17 protein-coding genes are annotated in these 18031 nt (G+C 34.6%); 15 read left to right on the top strand and 2 right to left on the bottom strand.

Going from position 1 to position 18031, the window contains the following annotated elements; all coding sequences use genetic code 11:
- The 4 genes from VIO64_RS14005 to VIO64_RS14020 form a co-directional block, all read left to right on the top strand.
- Positions 1-254: hypothetical protein (locus VIO64_RS14005; RefSeq protein WP_331919268.1), on the top strand; the 254-nt coding region annotated here is incomplete at its 5' end.
- Between the two features lie 172 nt (positions 255-426).
- Positions 427-2097 carry a hypothetical protein gene (locus tag VIO64_RS14010; protein ID WP_331919270.1) on the top strand — a complete coding sequence of 557 codons (1671 nt, stop codon included), beginning with the start codon at positions 427-429 and terminating at the stop codon, positions 2095-2097.
- A 151-nt stretch (positions 2098-2248) separates the two neighbouring features.
- Positions 2249-2635 carry a hypothetical protein gene (locus VIO64_RS14015; RefSeq protein WP_331919272.1) on the top strand — a complete coding sequence of 129 codons (387 nt, stop codon included), beginning with the start codon at positions 2249-2251 and terminating at the stop codon, positions 2633-2635.
- A gap of 243 nt (positions 2636-2878) precedes the next feature.
- Positions 2879-3463 (top strand): DUF4352 domain-containing protein, encoded by a 585-nt coding sequence (locus VIO64_RS14020; protein ID WP_331919274.1) that lies wholly within the window; start codon positions 2879-2881, stop codon positions 3461-3463.
- Between the two features lie 355 nt (positions 3464-3818).
- Here VIO64_RS14020 and VIO64_RS14025 read toward each other — a convergent pair whose 3' ends face one another.
- Positions 3819-3992, bottom strand: a complete 174-nt coding sequence (locus VIO64_RS14025) for a hypothetical protein (protein ID WP_331919276.1) — start codon at positions 3990-3992, stop codon at positions 3819-3821.
- A 412-nt stretch (positions 3993-4404) separates the two neighbouring features.
- Between VIO64_RS14025 and VIO64_RS14030 the strand changes: the two genes are divergently transcribed.
- On the top strand, positions 4405-5136 hold the full coding sequence (locus VIO64_RS14030) for a flavodoxin family protein (protein ID WP_331919278.1): 732 nt from the start codon (positions 4405-4407) through the stop codon (positions 5134-5136).
- A 150-nt stretch (positions 5137-5286) separates the two neighbouring features.
- Positions 5287-6258 carry a stalk domain-containing protein gene (locus VIO64_RS14035; protein ID WP_331919280.1) on the top strand — a complete coding sequence of 324 codons (972 nt, stop codon included), beginning with the start codon at positions 5287-5289 and terminating at the stop codon, positions 6256-6258.
- Between the two features lie 122 nt (positions 6259-6380).
- Here VIO64_RS14035 and VIO64_RS14040 read toward each other — a convergent pair whose 3' ends face one another.
- Complete coding sequence (locus tag VIO64_RS14040; protein WP_331919282.1) at positions 6381-6797, bottom strand: EamA family transporter; 417 nt, start codon at positions 6795-6797, stop codon at positions 6381-6383.
- A 158-nt stretch (positions 6798-6955) separates the two neighbouring features.
- Here VIO64_RS14040 and VIO64_RS14045 point away from each other — a divergent pair, with 158 nt between their 5' ends.
- From VIO64_RS14045 to VIO64_RS14085, 9 genes are all read left to right on the top strand, one after another.
- The gene (locus VIO64_RS14045; protein ID WP_331919284.1) at positions 6956-8191 is read left to right on the top strand and encodes an MFS transporter; all 1236 of its coding nucleotides are present in this window, start codon (positions 6956-6958) and stop codon (positions 8189-8191) included.
- Positions 8192-8480: 289 nt separating this feature from the next.
- Entirely contained in the window at positions 8481-9959 is a 1479-nt protein-coding gene (spoIVA, locus tag VIO64_RS14050) for a stage IV sporulation protein A (RefSeq protein WP_331919286.1), read from the top strand.
- Positions 9960-10005: 46 nt separating this feature from the next.
- Positions 10006-10476, top strand: coding sequence for a metal-dependent transcriptional regulator (locus VIO64_RS14055; protein WP_331919288.1), 471 nt, complete (start codon positions 10006-10008; stop codon positions 10474-10476).
- 167 nt (positions 10477-10643) lie between these two features.
- Positions 10644-11945 (top strand): Nramp family divalent metal transporter, encoded by a 1302-nt coding sequence (locus VIO64_RS14060; protein ID WP_331919290.1) that lies wholly within the window; start codon positions 10644-10646, stop codon positions 11943-11945.
- 122 nt (positions 11946-12067) lie between these two features.
- On the top strand, positions 12068-12970 hold the full coding sequence (locus VIO64_RS14065; protein ID WP_331919292.1) for a pilus assembly protein TadG-related protein: 903 nt from the start codon (positions 12068-12070) through the stop codon (positions 12968-12970).
- 119 nt (positions 12971-13089) lie between these two features.
- Positions 13090-13902 (top strand): ATP-dependent sacrificial sulfur transferase LarE, encoded by an 813-nt coding sequence (larE, locus tag VIO64_RS14070; protein ID WP_331919294.1) that lies wholly within the window; start codon positions 13090-13092, stop codon positions 13900-13902.
- A 438-nt stretch (positions 13903-14340) separates the two neighbouring features.
- Positions 14341-16149, top strand: coding sequence for an S-layer homology domain-containing protein (locus VIO64_RS14075; protein ID WP_331919296.1), 1809 nt, complete (start codon positions 14341-14343; stop codon positions 16147-16149).
- Positions 16150-16261: 112 nt separating this feature from the next.
- On the top strand, positions 16262-17038 hold the full coding sequence (locus VIO64_RS14080) for a tyrosine-protein phosphatase (protein WP_331919298.1): 777 nt from the start codon (positions 16262-16264) through the stop codon (positions 17036-17038).
- Between the two features lie 187 nt (positions 17039-17225).
- Positions 17226-17915, top strand: coding sequence for a hypothetical protein (locus VIO64_RS14085; RefSeq protein WP_331919300.1), 690 nt, complete (start codon positions 17226-17228; stop codon positions 17913-17915).
- The last annotated feature ends 116 nt before the right edge of the window (positions 17916-18031 follow it).

Consider the following 18031-nt stretch of genomic DNA (forward strand, 5'->3'; position numbering starts at 1 on the left):
TCGTATTAAGGGATATAAACTACTTCCAATCCTTATTAATAGCATTTCAAAGGTGGAAGAGCATGGTAAACAGTCAGCAGGATGAGAAAAATGAAGTGAAACTAAGCTACCGAAATTCTACGGAAGATAGGACAAGCTCTACTAGCAGGACTGAAGTCTTGTACAAATTGAATAACATAAAACAAAAAAACAATATATTAACTCCATTCAAGTTTAAAGAGTTTCACATTACAGAGGTTATTAAAGGAAGTTAGTATTCTGTAAAAACACTGCTGAAAAGCAGTGTTTTTTTATATGTAAATATACCACAAATGAGGTAGTTAAAATATGCGGAATTCCCTTTTATGTCGGATTGTTACTTAAGGGTGAAATTGATAAAATAAAAGCTAGGGTAACCACAAATTAATTTGAAGGAGTGATATATTTATGTCAAATAAACGTAATGATTGTAAGTTATTATCATTGATTTTGACTTTAACTCTGTTAATTGGTGTAAGTAGAGGAATGGTAGTCAGGGCGGAAAGCTCAGACATTGACAAATCATGGATGATTGATCTGTCAGTATTCAAGCTCGACCCGGATGCAGACAAGACAGCTTATGTTGAAGGTCTGCTGGAATTACTTACTAACTTTAATAATTACTCATCCAAAGTTATTGGTGAGCAAGCCTTCAATATTGGTGCGGATGAGTACTATAAGTATTCGAATTATCTGCAGTATCAGGAGGTTTCAAAGTATCTTAATGACCCAAAGTACAAGGTTAAAGAGGTCCTAGACGAGTATGCAAAGGAAAACGATGAAGTAGATTCAATAAATTCAAAATATGAGCAACTATTGACATTTGGTGACACGCTTAGGGAGTTTTACGAAAAAACATTAAGTGGTGAAATTGATGCAGGTATTAAAGAAATATCTAAAACATTTGATGAAGAAAATAAGATAATAGCATCGGAAGCGGAAAAAAGGGCTAAAGAAATGGATCAATCAGGTGAAGATACAGGATCAGATTTATTTGGTAATGAATTTCCTCAGGATGCAGACGTTTATTTCAAAAAAATAAATTATTATATTGATGGTGTTTTACTGAATCTTGGAAGTTATAAGCCTGCAGAAGATAAAAAAGCAGAAATAGCAAAAACTATAGTTACACTAAATGAATCACGAGAAAAGGCCCAGACGCCTGTACTAAATATACTTGATAACATAAAGTTTTCAAGTACCCCAATAGTTCCGGGAAAGACTTCTGATAAAGAATATAAAACAACTTTTTCAGGCAGCGAAAATATATACGGGGTGGCGAATTTTACTAATGGAATAAAAACAGCCCTGGGCTCTAATGCAAAAACCGTTACAATTGAAGGTGCAGAATATATTACTCTTTATGCACAGTGTATGGTTGATATGAAACAAAATAACTATACATCTTCAAAAGCATATGTATATATTAAGAAAGCGGATTACAATTCAAATAAGGCAAGTGTGCCTTTTGAAATAATGCCTGATCCTACAAAATCTACTGCATTAAATTTGAACAGCTGGTATGATGTAATCTACCCGATTTTAAAGTCAGGAAAGAATAATGTCAGGATACAACTTGACTCTGATTATGAGGATAGAAATTATATTGCAAGAGGTGAGTTTGTATTAAACTGGTCAGATTCGGACAAAAGTAAGGTAACCAAAAAGGTTGCTGCTGCCGTAAAAAGGGTTGAAGACAATCAGGCAAATATCAGAAAGCTTCCTGGTTATTTCAAACAAAAGCATGTGCCCTATAAGGATGCTTCACTGAGTGATACAAAGATAAAGGAACTTGTTAAGAAAAAGTTTCCCAACTTGAAAAACATTATAAAAATAGTAAATCTTGATGGGAAAATGGGCTCCGAATGGATGATTGAAAAGAATGATTATGGAATACCTACAGAAAAGATAAGTAGTCATTATACCTGGCTACTTTACGAGGCAAAAGACGGCTGGTGCTACTATACTGAAATCAAATTTGTATGTACATACAAAGGCGGAGGAAAATACGGTTCGCCATACATTTTTATAAAGGATGCACCTATAAAAATCTCCAAGAAAAATGCAGTAATAAAGTAATAGTGAAATAATTGCTCAAAAGGGTTCAAAAATACCTCAAATGAGGTAAAAAGTTGATGAGAAATTCGCTTTTATATCGGATTGTTGCTTACGGGGTGGAATTGATAAAATAAAAGCAAGGATTAACTACAATTAATTAGGAGGTTCTAGTATGAGGATAGCGGTGATAATTATTGTAATTTTAGGCTCTTTGGTATCTGCAGGGCTGGGAGCTAAATGGGTATCGGATTACAATGGTAGCAAGCAAGAACTCGCATCTTTGAGTGAGACATCAAAAGAGTTAGGTTTAGACATATCATCAGAAATGAAGGAGCTTGAAAAAGCTAGGAACTGCGGATATGCTTTGATATTATGTGGAATTATTGCATTGATATCAGTATTTCTCCTGCGGAGATTAGGTAAGATAAGTGCAATAATAATTATTATTACAGGCATTATTCCAGTATTTTTTACAGCCATTACTCTAGTATTTACTTTTATGTTAATACTTGGAGGAATATTGGGCTTCTTTGTGAAACCAAAAGCAATAACAGCTTAATCTCTTTACTTTCAAGTATAAATTAATGAAATTTTGTGTATAAGTAAGTCAAGTTGAGAATAGCGAATACCATAGCCGGCTCGTTACGTTCAACTTGACTTAACTTAATCAATCAACTAATTCAAGTTAATGTAAAAAATTATATCCCAAATAATGAGTTCTTCTTGTTTGTTTCAAAGTAGCTTAAGTTGAGATAACACTAGGAAGAAAGATGAATTTACACATATTGGGGGGTGGGAAATCATGCGAAAATTTATTATGGTGATTTTGATGATATTAATTGTCACGGCTTCTACTGCATGTGATAGTAAAATAACGGAAGTCCCTTCATCCTTAGCCGCTAGTTCTACTACGCCCCAAAATGTAGCATCAACAACTGCTAATTCAAAAAATACTCAAAAATCAGAGACCTCAAAAGGAACCCAGCATGTATGGGTTAAAGTTGGCAAATCAGTTAGCTTTCAAAATGTAATATATACTGTAAATGCTATTAAGAAAAGTAAGGGTAAGCTTTTTTCTGCAAAGAACGGAAATGTTTATTACACAATTGACATGACAATAAAGAACAACAGCAAGGAAGAAATGGCGGTAAGCTCTATTCTATTGTTTGCACTTTATGACTCTAAAGGTAAAATATTTAATATATCAGTTGGTGGCCTGGTAGAAATGGAAGAGGATCAACTCGAGCAATTAGATGGAAGTATAGCTGTGAAAGGAGAAATGAGGGGCGGTTTGGCTTATGAAATACCCGAGAAAGCTAAAGGCTTAAAGCTTGATGTCAAAACCTTGTTGGGAAATGATAAAGTAACATTTAACCTGGATGAGTAGGTTTTTTTGAGCTAAGTAGATATGACCTGCTTTTATGCCTGTGGTTTCAGAAGAAGAATTACTGTCTTTCCGTTGGATTTTTGAGGGGATTTGCAAAGTTTTAATAAGTAGTTAATCCATATTCCAATCCATATATAATATCCATATTAGTTAAGTGTGAATAAATTTTTCATATTATTTCTTTAGACTTGTGCAGTAAAATGCAAAATTTTATGCAGCATACCCCAATTTGGCAACTACGGCATACAGACTTACCCCGTTAATAGCACAAGTGTATGTGTACTTACTTGAATAACTTTAACTCTCAAAAGATTATATTCTACTAAAATTTTAATTTTCCTTTATTCTCCAATACCTAGGCCAAAGGCTGTTTTGGGCCTAAAACATACTGAATCTTTTCAGCCTCAGCATTAATTATGTGTGCCAAACCAAGCTCTTCAAATACTATTGAATCTAACAGTAGATTGATAGTATTATTTTTGTTTGTATCAATTTTTGGAGTTATATTTGGAATGTTTGGAAAAGACATAGTATCACTCCCTTAAATTTTACATTTATATTGCATGAAATTAGGAAGAAAAAGTGAAAAATAAGACTTGCAAAAAGTGTGATAATAGTATTATGATTAAATCTACATGAAATCCGGCTAAAATCGATGAATTTGTTAATATAAGGCAAAAATGTTGTTTTGCGGGTCGAATCTCCCAATTATTTGTTGAAGTTAATGGGGGTTATTGATATAATTATATAGAATTATTAAAAAAACGACGCAAAGTCTTATCTATAATATAGTTTTATTCGATATCTATAATGTATTTTTTTGATTATTTTTTGATTGGTTATTCATGCGGGGAGTTTCTTAGGATTATTAGAGCGGTTGTTTAGTTGATTAATGAAATAGAAACAAGCAGTTAAGTAAACATATCAACTGGAGGAAATAGATGAAAATTCTTGCTATAAACGGTAGTCCAAATAGGAACGGTTCTACAGCAAAACTGATTGAGATGGTATTAGATGTATGTAAGGAAGCAGGTGCTCAATGTGAAAGTCTGCATATGGAGGACTATGTTGTAGGGGAATGCTCTGCATGCATAAAAAATTTAAAGGATTGTGAGTACTGTCAGGGTGAGGAAGATGATTTTATGCAGTTAAAGGCAAAAATGCTTGATGCTGACGGTATTGTTATAGGCAGTCCATACTATAGTGGTAAACCCACTGTACCTATCAAAATATTTATAAACAGAATAGCATTTACATGTGTTAATAATAGGTTTTTCGAGAATAAATATATAGTCGGGGTGTCTTCAAGTGCTGTAAGCAATAGTAAAAAGATAGCAAAATTTTGTGCTACATTAGGACACAGTAGCTTTATGGGTAATGGTATAGTATCAGGTTTGTTTTATGAAAGTACTGTAGATAAAGTGGTTATGGGAGATCTTGCTGACAATGAAGAGCTTAAAGAAAAGGCAAAATCCATTGGATTAAATCTTATCCAGGATATCCGGTCTAAGAGAAAAGCAAAATTCTTCAGACTCAAAAGAATAATTTTTACCAAGTGGATTAAGATGCTTTGTGTAAAGATTATCAGGATGTTCGACAAAATGTCGATACGGTTTAGAAAATTCGCGGAAGAGCAGGGCTGGGTCAAGAAGATAAATAAGATTGAAGATTAAGAATTCCTAAGGTTCAAGGCATTGGATAATTAGATGCTGGATGTAAATTGACGTCTTTATTTTGTTGATTTAGTAGCAATTTAATGATAAAATTATATTACTAGTCTTTTTATCCAAATGTTAATTTAATAAATCTAAAGGAGAGGTTATATGAAAAGGATCACTTCTGTATTTCTTGTTTTTGCAATTTTGTCATTAAGTTTAGTTGCTTTTTCTGCAAGCTCGCAAATTACAGTTTTCGTAATGGGGGACAAGCTGGATTTTAAAGATGCGGCTCCATTCATTGAAAACGGAAGGACGCTGGTTCCGTTCAGAGCTATTGCAGAAGCTTTGGGTGCGGATGTTGGCTGGGATAATGCAACCAGGACAGTTACCATAACAAAAGAAAATTCAGGTGCTTCAGATACAAACAGTGTTGATGGAACTAACGGTACAGTAAATAACACAAAAACTATAAAATTGGTGATTGGTGCTCCTAAAGCTGAAGTCAACGGAAGACAAGTTGAACTGGATGTTCCTGCTAAGATCACAGGCAGCCGTACATATGTGCCTCTTCGCTTTGTTAGTGAAGCATTGGAAATGGGTGTTTTGTGGGATGCGAAAACCAAGAAGATAAATATTGAAATGCCAGAAATCTATATTACACTGGATAAAGCCGTGGCAGAGGTTGGAGATTTGGTTAAGGCAACTATTAATGTTAAAGATTTCTACGGATTTGCTGGATACCAGATAAACCTAAAATACGATCCTGAAGTATTGCAACCTATAGATACTACAACAAACGGTGCCTTCTCGGATCAATCTCTTCCGGATGAAGGGACCCTTCTTAAGGGAAAGTTCTCGCCTGTAAATATGCCTGCAATTCCTGATAAAGACAAAGGAACTATAACTTATGGAACTACATACATGAATATTGAGGGATATAAAAACAGCAAAGTTTCAGAATCAACAGGTTCAATAGCGGTATTTACGTTTAAGGTATTAAAGAAGCAGCCTGCTACAATAAGCTTTGAAAACTCAAAGGCAATGACAAATGCAAAAGAAGGAACAATGCTTTTCAATTGGGATGGAACTTCTTTGTCAAACTATAAAGTTAAATTCTCTGAAACCCTTAATAAATAAAAAGTAAGATTAATAAATTTTTATATTAAAAGCAGTGTAAAAGCTGACAGCAAATCATAAAAGGTATGCTGTTAGCTTTTTTGTTTATGTCTAGTAGATTATGGTGTATACTACACCATAATCTACATTATAAGTATTATACCCAGCAAAATGAGAAGAGCACCGCCTACTCTCATCAGGGTAAGCTGCTCGCCTAGGAAAATAGTTGAACAGAATAGTGTAACAAGGGGGGAACTAGACATTATTATTGTAACAAATGAAACTTCACCCTTCTTGATTGCAGCAAAATAAGCCAAGTCGCCTACCAGAGTTGCAAGAATAGCTTCAATTCCTATTAGAACCCATGATGTTCCGGAAATGCTTTTAAGCTGCGATAGGGAACCGCTGCATATAACCCAACTGGAGATTAAACCGGCAGCGAACAAAGTTCTTATGGCCAAACCTGCAGTGGGATTGGTATTATGAAGCCCAACCTTTGCAAAAATAGGAGCAACACCCCAGCATATCATTCCGAATAATGCTAGAAAAAAAACTGACATATTCTTTTCCCCCGTGCCTTTTCTTCTCATACTTATATATCCTTTATCCGTTATTCATTAGTATATTGAGAGAATATGATAAAAACATCAGCAATATTCCAAATGAACCAAAATGGTAATAAAGGTTGACTATCAAAAATAAGAATATAAAGTATCAAATGATTAATTATTTTAAAGACATGGGAGATGCTATTATTAATACGAATCTAAAAAGTCTACTTGAAAACAAATCGTTCATGATGATATTGCTAGGTCAGGGAATTTCCAATATAGGTGATGCTTTCCAATTTATAGCTTCAACTACAATGCTGGTTAAGGTAACAGGGTCTGGCTTATCTGCTATTATTGGAATAATATTATCCCAACTGCCAAGCCTGTTGCTATCTCCTTTTGCAGGATACCTTGGAGACCGGTTTAAAGCAAAGTATGTATGTGTAATAATGGATATAGTAAGGGGCGGCATTGCACTGCTGTTTATAGGTCATAGCAGCTCTGAAAAGCTGTATTTATTGCTGTTTCTTTTATCTATGCTGGATATAGTCTATAACCCTGCAAAGAGGAAATTAATTATATGTGTAGTAAAGGAAAGGGAGCTGCTCTTCACAAATTCGCTAATGATGGGTGTATCTGGCATAGCATTTCTTATTGGTCCCATATTGGCAGGATTTGCTGTAGTAAATTTAGGTGCCGATATAGCCTTCTATGTAAATTGCTTTTCATATGTTCTTTCTGCGGCGTTAATACTTATTGTTAAAAGCAAAAATATACACGATTATACCGGCAGGGTAAAATCAAACAAATTCGGAGGAGTACTTTCCGATATAAAGGGAGGCATAAAGTACTTTTTTAGTGTTCCGGAGATAAAGAACCTTATAATATTAAGTACTGTAATATGCTCAACAGGTGCATCTATAAACATTGCTTTTTTCCCCTTTGTATTCGACACCCTGAAAATCACTGAAAAGCAGTGGGGGCTTATGATATCGGTTTTTAACGGTACAAACTTTTTGGCAATGTTCCTTGCTTTTGTTTTGAATAAAAAAATTAATAAAAGAATGGATGTTTATATAATCATATCGGTAATCACAATCTCCTGGATCTGGTTTTTTTACAGCATAACAAAAAATTTGAATTTTATATTGGCCCTTCAGTTCTTTGAGGGAACAATACTTGCATTTTGCAGCATCTTAATAGGAACAAAGCTGCAATCATCAATAAATAAAAATTATATGGCCAGGGTAATGAGCATTGGAGATGTAATAAATAATGCAGGAAGGATTATGGGTGTTTTCCTTGCTTACCTGCTTTTGGGAAGCTTTGCAGAGAGTTCTGTCTTTTTGTTAAACTCTATTTTATTGTTTTCATTTGTGTTTTATAAGGTTTTGAAATACTGATCCGGCATAAAAAAAGACCGCTCTAAAAGCGGTGAGTAAGAGGTAAAAACTGCAATAAGCTATAAATTATTTACAGGAAATAAATAATATGTATATAATATCATGGGAAATTACCAAAATCAATATAAGGCATAATTATGTAATATAAAAGAAACATTAAAATGTATAAAAAACATAAAACCATTTTCCACATAATTTTGTAATATAACGTAATAACATGCATATATTTATACAGACAAAGTACTAAGTAAGCATAGCTTATATGTAAATTATGTAGGGGGGATTGGGTTTGGAGAAATACAACATTTATCAGAATATAGCTGAAAGAACACAGGGTGACATATATCTGGGAGTAGTAGGACCAGTAAGGACCGGTAAATCCACATTTATTAAGAAGTTTATGGATTTATTGGTTATACCCAACATAGAAAATTCATACCAAAAGGAAAGAGCTAGAGATGAGCTGCCCCAGAGTGCAGCAGGTCGTACTATTATGACCACTGAACCTAAGTTTGTACCTAACGAAGCTGTTGAAATTGTAGTTGATGAGAATATCCAATTAAAAGTAAGATTGATTGATTGCGTAGGATATTTGGTTAAAGGTGCATTAGGGTATCTTGAAAACAATGCTCCCCGTATGGTTACTACACCGTGGTATGATTACCAGATTCCTTTTGGAGAAGCGGCAGAAATCGGTACAAGGAAAGTAATTAATGAACACTCCACCATAGGTATCGTTGTTACTACCGACGGTACAATAACCGATCTTGAAAGAGAAGAGTATATCGAAACTGAAAAAAGAGTTATAAATGAGCTTAAGGAAATCAACAAGCCTTTTGTAATTGTTTTAAACTCAGTTAAGCCTTACGATTCTGAAACTGTCAGATTAAAAGAAGAATTAGAAGAAAAATACAAAGTGCCTGTTGTTAATGTTAACTGTGCACAGCTTCGTATTGAAGATATAAGCGTTATATTGGAAAGGATTTTGTATGAATTCCCTGTAACTGAAATAGGTATTAACATTCCGGCTTGGATTGAGACACTAGAGGATTGCAACAGGATAAAGGCAGACATGATCAATGCAGTGAAAGACATATTTGTTGATGTCAGAAAGATGAGAGAGCTTAAAAACAATATGGCAATGTTTGAGAATTATGAATTTGTCAAAAAAGCTTCAATTGAGAGAATCAATCTTGGAGATGGAAGTGTGGCAGTAGAAATTTGTGCAATAGACGGATTGTTTTACAGCACTCTGAGCGAAGCATCGGGTATGGAAATAGAAGGCGAACATAGATTGATCGGAATAATGAAAGAGCTGGTTAGAGTAAAGAAGGAATATGACAGGCTGGAAGATGCATTAAATGAAGTTAAGGAGAAGGGATATGGTGTAGTAGCACCTAAACTTGACGAGTTATCTCTGGAGGTACCTGAAATAATAAAGCAGGGTAACCGCTTTGGAGTAAAGCTGAGGGCAAGTGCTCCTTCCGTTCACATGATACGTGCAGATATTGAGACTGAAATAGCTCCATTGGTGGGAACTGAGAAGCAATCAGAAGAATTGGTCAATTATTTGCTTAAAGAGTTTGAAAGTGATCCGGAAAAACTGTGGGAATCCAATATATTTGGAAAATCACTTCATGATCTGGTAACTGAAGGACTTAACAATAAGCTGGGCAAGATGCCTGAGGATGCACAATTAAAGCTTCAGGAGACGCTGACCAAGATTATTAATGAAGGCAGCGGAGGGCTAATCTGCATTATTCTATAAGATGTAATATGTTTAATATTAGTTTATTACATAAGGTAGTGATTTTATGGAGGAAGAATCAAAATTTCATACTGTCCGCGGCTATCAGCTGCTTATGAATAACAAAAAACTGCTTACTTCCGCCATGGAAGACTACTTGGAAATGATATACAGGAATGTTCTGGTAGATGGGTATATGCGAATAAATACTCTTGCAGAACTTCTTAATGTGGCAGCTCCGTCAGCAACAAAGGCAGTTCAGAAATTAAGCAAATTGGGCTTGATTGAATATAAAAAGTATGGGATTATTTTCCTTACACAGAGTGGAAAGGAACTTGGAGAGTTTTTACTATGCAGACACACTGTTATTGAAAATTTTCTCTGTAACCTCGGTGTTAAAGAGAACATATTGATTGAAACTGAATTAATTGAACATAATATTTCTTCAGTTACACTTCAGATGATCGACAAGTTTAATAAGTTTCTGGAGTCCAATCCGGAAATTAAACGGCAATATGAGAAATTTTCTTTGAGTTAACAGACAAATAGATGGATACATGAGGCATAAAAAGGAAACTTTAACAAGTTTCTTTTTTATTATGCCTGTAAATATTGATACTTTGCATAAAGTAACACATTTCACCTCTTGCACATATTGTAGATTAAGTAAACAATATTAGTCTTGGCTACAAAGAGGTGTTAATAATGTATGAGGAAAGCTGTGCTAATACGGCTGATGTTAGTGCTGAGCATATTGTAAGACAAAGAACTCAGATAACAGACTATAATAGTAAGTTATATAAATCCAAGTCAATCCTGAAGTTTCTCGGACCTGCCTTCGTTATAAGTGTTGCTTACATAGATCCGGGCAATTTCGCAACAAATATAAGCGGAGGATCGAAATTTAATTATAATCTTTTATGGGTTATATTATGGAGCAATCTTATGGCAATATTTTTACAATCCCTGTCTGCAAAGCTTGGTATTGCTACAGGATATAACCTGCCGCAAATGTGCGGAAAGGTGTTTTCCAAAAAAACAAACTGGTGCTTTTGGATTATGGCAGAGCTGGCTGCAATGGCTACCAATCTTGCAGAATTTCTTGGCAGTACCCTTGGTTTTTACCTGTTGTTTAATATACCTATGGTGTATGCGGGAATAATTACGGCTGTTTTGAGCTTTTTTATTGTGTATATAGGAAAGTATGGACAAAGAGCTGTTGAGTTTATTATTTCTATATTGGTGGCAGTTATTTGTGCAGCGTATACAGTAGAAATATTTTTGGCAAAACCTCAATGGGATCTGGCAGGGGTTCACCTTTTGATACCTTCACTGCCTAATAGTGAGGCAGTGCTTATAGCAGTTGGCATGCTTGGTGCAACTGTAATGCCCCATGTAATATACCTTCACTCCCAGCTTGTACAACATAGAAATAAGGACTTGACAGCTGCCGACAGAAGAAGGCACTTCAGGTTGGAAAGGTTGGATATCGTAATTGCCATGAATATTGCATTTATTGTAAATGCTTCAATGGTATTGGTATCTGCCGCTGTTTTCTTTAAGAACGGAGTGGCTATAAATTCAATTGAGGAGGCTCATAAATCCCTGTACCCTCTCTTAGGTGTTGCATCAAGCGGTGCTTTTGGCCTGGCTCTCATAGCATCGGGGCTTTCATCTTCAGCTGTAGGCACTATGGCAGGCCAGACAATAATGCAGGGATTTGTAGGAATAAAAATAAATGATAATTTAGCCAGGTTTGTTACTATGCTTCCCGCTATGCTAATTATTTTGTCAGGCTTTAACCCTATGAAAGCACTTGTCCTAAGTCAGGTCATATTGAGCTTTATACTTCCTTTTGCAATAATTCCAATGCTACTTATTACAAAGCGTAAGGACCTTATGGGAGAGCTTGTAAATAAGCCCATAACCAACATAATGGGGTGGATAATAACCAGTGTGATTGTTGTTGCAAATAGTCTTCTGCTGTTTTTTACCTTTACTGGTTAGGCATATAGAACCAGAAAAAAGATAGGGCCTTTTGTAGTTCCAAAGGACCATATTGATACCCCTATTATAATATTCGTTTACTCGAATTTATATAATAAGTAACCGAAACTGGAGGGTTCATTATGGGAATTTTTAAAAGCAAAAAAGGATCATCTCTTATTATACTGACTCTCACTATTACAATTATATTGGGATTTACTGCTCTAACCCTTGATATCGGTGTTGTGGCATTGGAAAAGGCAAAACTGTCAAAGGCGGTTGATGCAGCGGCATTGGCGTCTGCACAGGAATTGGTTACAGAAAAGACCAATGCCAAAAACGCTGCTTTTGAATATCTTTACAGAAATAACCGCAATTATTTGACAGCTTCATGCAATATAGACTATGATTTCAGAGCGGTTGAGGTCACAGCCTCAAAGGATGTCAGATTTTATTTTGCAAATATAATGGGGATAAGAAACAAAAATATCAAGGCTGCTGCTAAGGCAAGGGTTGAAAACATATTTTCAGTAACGGGTATAAGGCCTATAGCTGTGGTCCAGCAAACGTTTATTTATGGCAAGCTGTACAGCCTTAAACAGGGAGGCGGCGGAGGTACAACCGGGAATTATGCACCGATTGAGTTAGGTGGTACAGGTGCCAATAGATACAGGGACAATTTATTAAACGGGTATGGCGGAACCGTTAGTGTTGGTGACATAATAATGACTGAGACAGGTAATATTGCCGGTGCTACTCAGACAGGTATAAACAGCATGGTAAGCCAATGCAGCGACTCTTACTACAATTATAGCCTTAACTGTCCAAGGGTAATTTTTCTTCCGGTTGTAAATACTCTTACTGTAAATGGTAAGAAAGCCATAAAAGTTTTGGGGTTTGCTACGTTTTTCCTTGAAGGAGTGTCAATGGATTCGAATACGGGACAAGCCGATGTAATTGGCAGATTTATTACATATTGTATGGATGGAGAAACGTCAAGCACGATTTCCGACTTTGGCACATACGGAATTAAATTGGTAAAATAGCCTATAAATATTTGTATTGACACTCAAATGCCCCTGATATATTATATAAAACAAATAGGATTAGTACTGATAAGCGATTGTTTGTCGTGTAAAATCAATAATTAAACGGAGACCAACCTATGAATATTTATGGTAAATTGGATTTATTGAAGAATAAACTTAAGAATATGGAGAGTATCATTATAGCATTTTCAGGAGGCGTTGATTCAACCTTTTTGCTGAAGGTAGCATTTGAGGTGCTGGGAAATAATGTTCTTGCAGTAACGGCCCGTTCCAGTACATATCCTGAAAGAGAGTTTAATGAGGCTATGGAATTTGTTAATTCCTCTGGAATAAGGCATAAGGTCATAGTTTCGGAAGAGCTTGATGTGGAAGGGTTTTCCGATAATCCTACAAACAGATGTTATCTTTGCAAATATGAACTCATGTCAAAAATTAAGGTTATTGCAGGTGAGAATAATATAAAGTATGTTGCTGAAGGATCAAACTATGATGATCTTAGCGATTACAGACCTGGATCAATTGCTGTCTCGGAGCATGGCGTTGTGAGCCCTCTTAGAGAAGCCATGCTGACAAAGGAAGAAATAAGGGTATTATCAAAGGAAATGGGGCTAAAAACATGGAATAAGCCGTCTTTTGCATGTCTATCCTCAAGATTCCCGTATGGTGAGAAGATAACGGAAGAAGGGCTTAAAAAAGTGGATTTGGCAGAGCAGTTCTTGATAGATTTGGGTTTTTGGCAGGTCAGAGTGAGATACCACGGTGATATAGCAAGGATAGAGGTTTATGAAGAAGAAATTGAAAAAATAATAAAGAAGGAAGTTAGAGATAAAATATATAACAGGTTTAAGGAAATAGGATTTAAGTATACTGCACTGGATTTAAAGGGATACCGTACAGGCAGCATGAATGAAGGATTGAATCTGACATAAAAATGGAAAGGCCTCATATGGCCTTTTTTTATTTAGCATAATAGTTATTAAAATATATAATTAATAATAAAATATATAAAATGTTAAAATATATTAAAAGTGAAAAATGAAATATGATTAACACATTTGATTTGGATTTAAACGGAAGGAGTTCTGATTTTAGAAGTTTTTTATGTATTCCGATGAAAGCCAAGAGTAGGTCATGATAGTACAAGTTATTAAGGGAAATTTCATATTTAATCCATTATTTTTCTTGAATTTGTATATTGCTTCTGCTATAATCGTAATATATTGATTACAGAAGCAGTATTCAGAAAAAAGTAAAATTTAACAAACTTGGCAGTATGTCTTAAGTTCCGCAGATTTTTTTTAGAATTGAATAAGTTTAGTCCTTTGTTTGTTAGCTAATACTTAAGAGTTTACAAGGGGGAGTATTTAATGTTCAAAATTATTACTAAAAGGGTCTTGTCTTGCGTTGTTATTCTTTGTTTGTCACTTAGTTCACTTGGCATCACAGCTTACTCAAATTCGGAACAATCAGCAACAGAACCTGAATTATCAGCTAAAGTATCAGGGGTTCAGAAATTTATCATTGCAGCATTAGCGGTTACAGAAGATAAAAGGCTTCAAGCAGCAGATTGTATAACAAAAATAGACGAGTTCACTTCATCACAAGCAAAAGATAAAATTTATGAATTGTTAAACATAAATTTAAATCAAGATGATTTGACAATGTTGATGACTACTTTTAAAGGTATGTCTCCACTAAAAAGAGAATTTATTGCAGATATGGTAATACACGGATATTCAGTAAGCAGCAATGATTTTTCTAAGTTCAGAAATGTAGCAAATAAAATAAATTATATTGTAACTGGAGATATAAATAATGATAATGGTACCAAATTTATAGTTACTGTACTGGAAACATTAGCAGTACATTCTAATTTTGGTGTGCCAACAGTTTTTGATTTAGATGGAGATACTAAAAAAATAAAATTTGAATTAAATACAACTGAAGTTAAAAAAACATTTATAAATAACTTGTTAAAAGACCTTTTGGTTTATGTGGAAGATCTTCCAACAGGTGTTAATAATAATAGTTCAATAGATGTTTTTCTTTTAAGGGCTCAAAATTCCTTAAATAGGTTAGAGGTTGGTAGTGAAATAGAAGAATTTAAGAAACATTTGGAGAATAAAGAAAACAAAAATATATACGATGGTAAATTGAATTTTGTACCAATTCCTACTTCAGTACCATCTAATCCACCACCATCGCCATCATACACAACACAACCAACTGCTACTATTCCAGGTGGTTTGGAAACACCAACACCGACACCAACATCAACACCAACTGTTACTCCTACAAGTGTGCCGACTGCTGCACCTACATTGGCACCAAGTGAAAAAAAGATTACAGCTTTCAGCTTTAAAGGAATTGCTAATTCAAAGGGAGTAATATTTGAAAAGATTCATACAATATACGTTAAAGTTCCTACAGGTACGGATCTGAAGAAGGTTGAACCTGAAATCCAGTTTAGAGGAGCATCTATCAAACCTGAGGCTGGAGTTAAGAAAAACTTTAACAACCCTGTATTCTATACAGTAACTGCATTGGATAAATCAAAAGTAAAATATGTTGTTATTGTTGGAACAGAAAATGTTGTTGTAGAGCCACCTGAAGTTAAGCCGGGCTATGGACCTTTCGGGGATATTTTCAATCACTGGGCTGAGGAAAGAATGATAAGCATGATTGAAAATGGTGCTATAGCAGGTTACCCTGATGGAACAGTGAAACCTGATTTAGATATGACCAGAGCAGAAGTTATTACAACATTGGTAAAAGCTATAGGTTTGGAACCTGCTAAAGATCCAAAGCTTAAATTTGCAGATATAAAATCCATTCCTACATGGGCTCAAGGATACATTCAGGTTGCATTGGAAAAAGGTATTGTGGCAGGCTATCCGGACAATACTTACAAAGCAAACAATAAAGTTACACGTGAAGAATTCCTTGTTATGGCAATGAAAGCATTTAATTATGAGGCTTCAAAGAACACTGCACTTAAATTCAAAGATGCAAAGGCAGTCTCAGGTTGGGCACTTGGATATGTTGCTAAGGCTATCGAATTAACTATAATAGAAGGTTATAAGGAAGACAACACTATTAAGCCAAATAAGAAAATAACAAGAGCAGAAGTTATGACTATAATTGACAAATGTATCACACTCAGTGCAAAAAAATAAACTTTGCATAATAATTTAAAATAACAGTAAGGGACATTTCTTAGCATCGGAGTATTTGGCCAGGCGGGACTGTCCCTTATATGGTTATTACAAAAGAAATAAAGGTGATTAGATGATTGACATTCATTGCCATGTGTTGTGGGGTATAGATGATGGTCCAAAGACACTGGATGAGTCCATACAAGTGTGCAAAATGCTAAAGAATAAAGGGGTCAAGAGTATTGTTGCAACACCTCATTACATAGTAGGAAGTACGTATCAAACCAATGCAGCTGCTGTCACAAGTATGACTGGCCAGCTTAATAAGGTCTTAATGCAAAAGGTTCCACAGATTGAGATTAAACCAGGCATGGAAGTGTTCATCACTCCGGATATTATCGATTTAATTAAGTCAAATGAGATTCTTACTTTGAATGGCTCGAAGTATATACTTATTGAGACATCCCTTAACAGTATACCTATTTATTTGGAGGATGCTTTTTATAAACTTCGGATAGAAGGGTATATTCCAATCTTAGCCCATCCTGAGAGAAATAGAACGATTAATACAAATTTTAAGCTGATAGAAAAGCTGATATCAAATGGGGTTTTAATTCAAGTAAATCATGATAGTTTAGCAGGCAGATATGGCAAAACTATAAAAAATTTTGCTGAAACTCTTCTAAAAAAGGGATTGGTCCATTTTATAGCTACTGATACGCATTGTGTTAATGATAGATTTAAGGGAACAGAATACCTGACAAAAACTTTAGATGAGTTGATAGGTAAGGAAAATGCTGAAAAATTGATCAGCATTAATCCCTCCAGGGTTATAAGCAATCTTTCTGTAGAAAGTATATCTCCTGTTGTCGAGAAGGTATTTTTCCTAAAAAGACTATTCAATTTTTAGATTTAATAAGTTTTTTACTTATTAAGTATAATAGTTTGACAAAATCAGAATTTTATTCGATAATTATAGAGTAATAATTGATATTTTTTACTTATTTTTGATATTTTATGTTGATCATTTCTGTTAAAACATATATTTGAAGTTATTTTTTCACATAAGGATATAGGGGATTATTAGGAGATTTATTATGAAAAAAATTATTATAATTTTACTTGCTGTTTTATTGACGGTATCTGTAGGCTTCATTATACCAGTTATTATAAATAGGGATGCAGGTAATGTTGAATATATTGCAGATAATGATGTGCCAAATGTAAATAATGAATCCAATAACAGCAGACAAACTAATTCACCTAAGGAAGATTTAAATGGAAATTTAAATACTCCTGAAAGTATAAGTTCGAATAGAATCAATAGTAAGGCAAGTGGCGAAGACACTACTGGTAAAGATAACAAACCTAGAAATACAAAAAGCACTGGAATTAATGGTAATCAGGAAGGTAAATTGCCTCAGGGGACACCGATTGTAACACCTATAAATACCCCTAAAGTGACAGCCAGCCCTTCCGATAATATTAAAAACAACTCACAGTATGTTTCGATTAAACCGGCAGTTAGTGCAACACCAAAGAATGATACACCTAAAAGTTGGATTGATGCAAAATTGGATGAATATAAAAATGACATTGATCCTTCCGACATACCTGACATAAAGCGTATTTATTCAAGGATTGACATTGGTTATGTTCAGGGAATCAGTCAGAGTGGAATGACCGATGAGGCAACACAGCAGATTAAAGACTATTTGAGAAAAACATTGGGTTCCGATTATGAGAGGGCAAAAGAGCTGTTTTATACTTATAGTTATTTACTATAGTTATTTATTATAGTTACTTATTATAGTTTTTTATTATATAGACTAATTTTATATATAACTGGGAGGTTGTTATTATGCTATATACCTAAAGCAGCACAAATTTTTAATATAACTAA

It is taken from the genome of Pseudobacteroides sp. (assembly GCF_036567765.1).
Taxonomy (GTDB): Bacteria; Bacillota; Clostridia; order Acetivibrionales; family DSM-2933; genus Pseudobacteroides.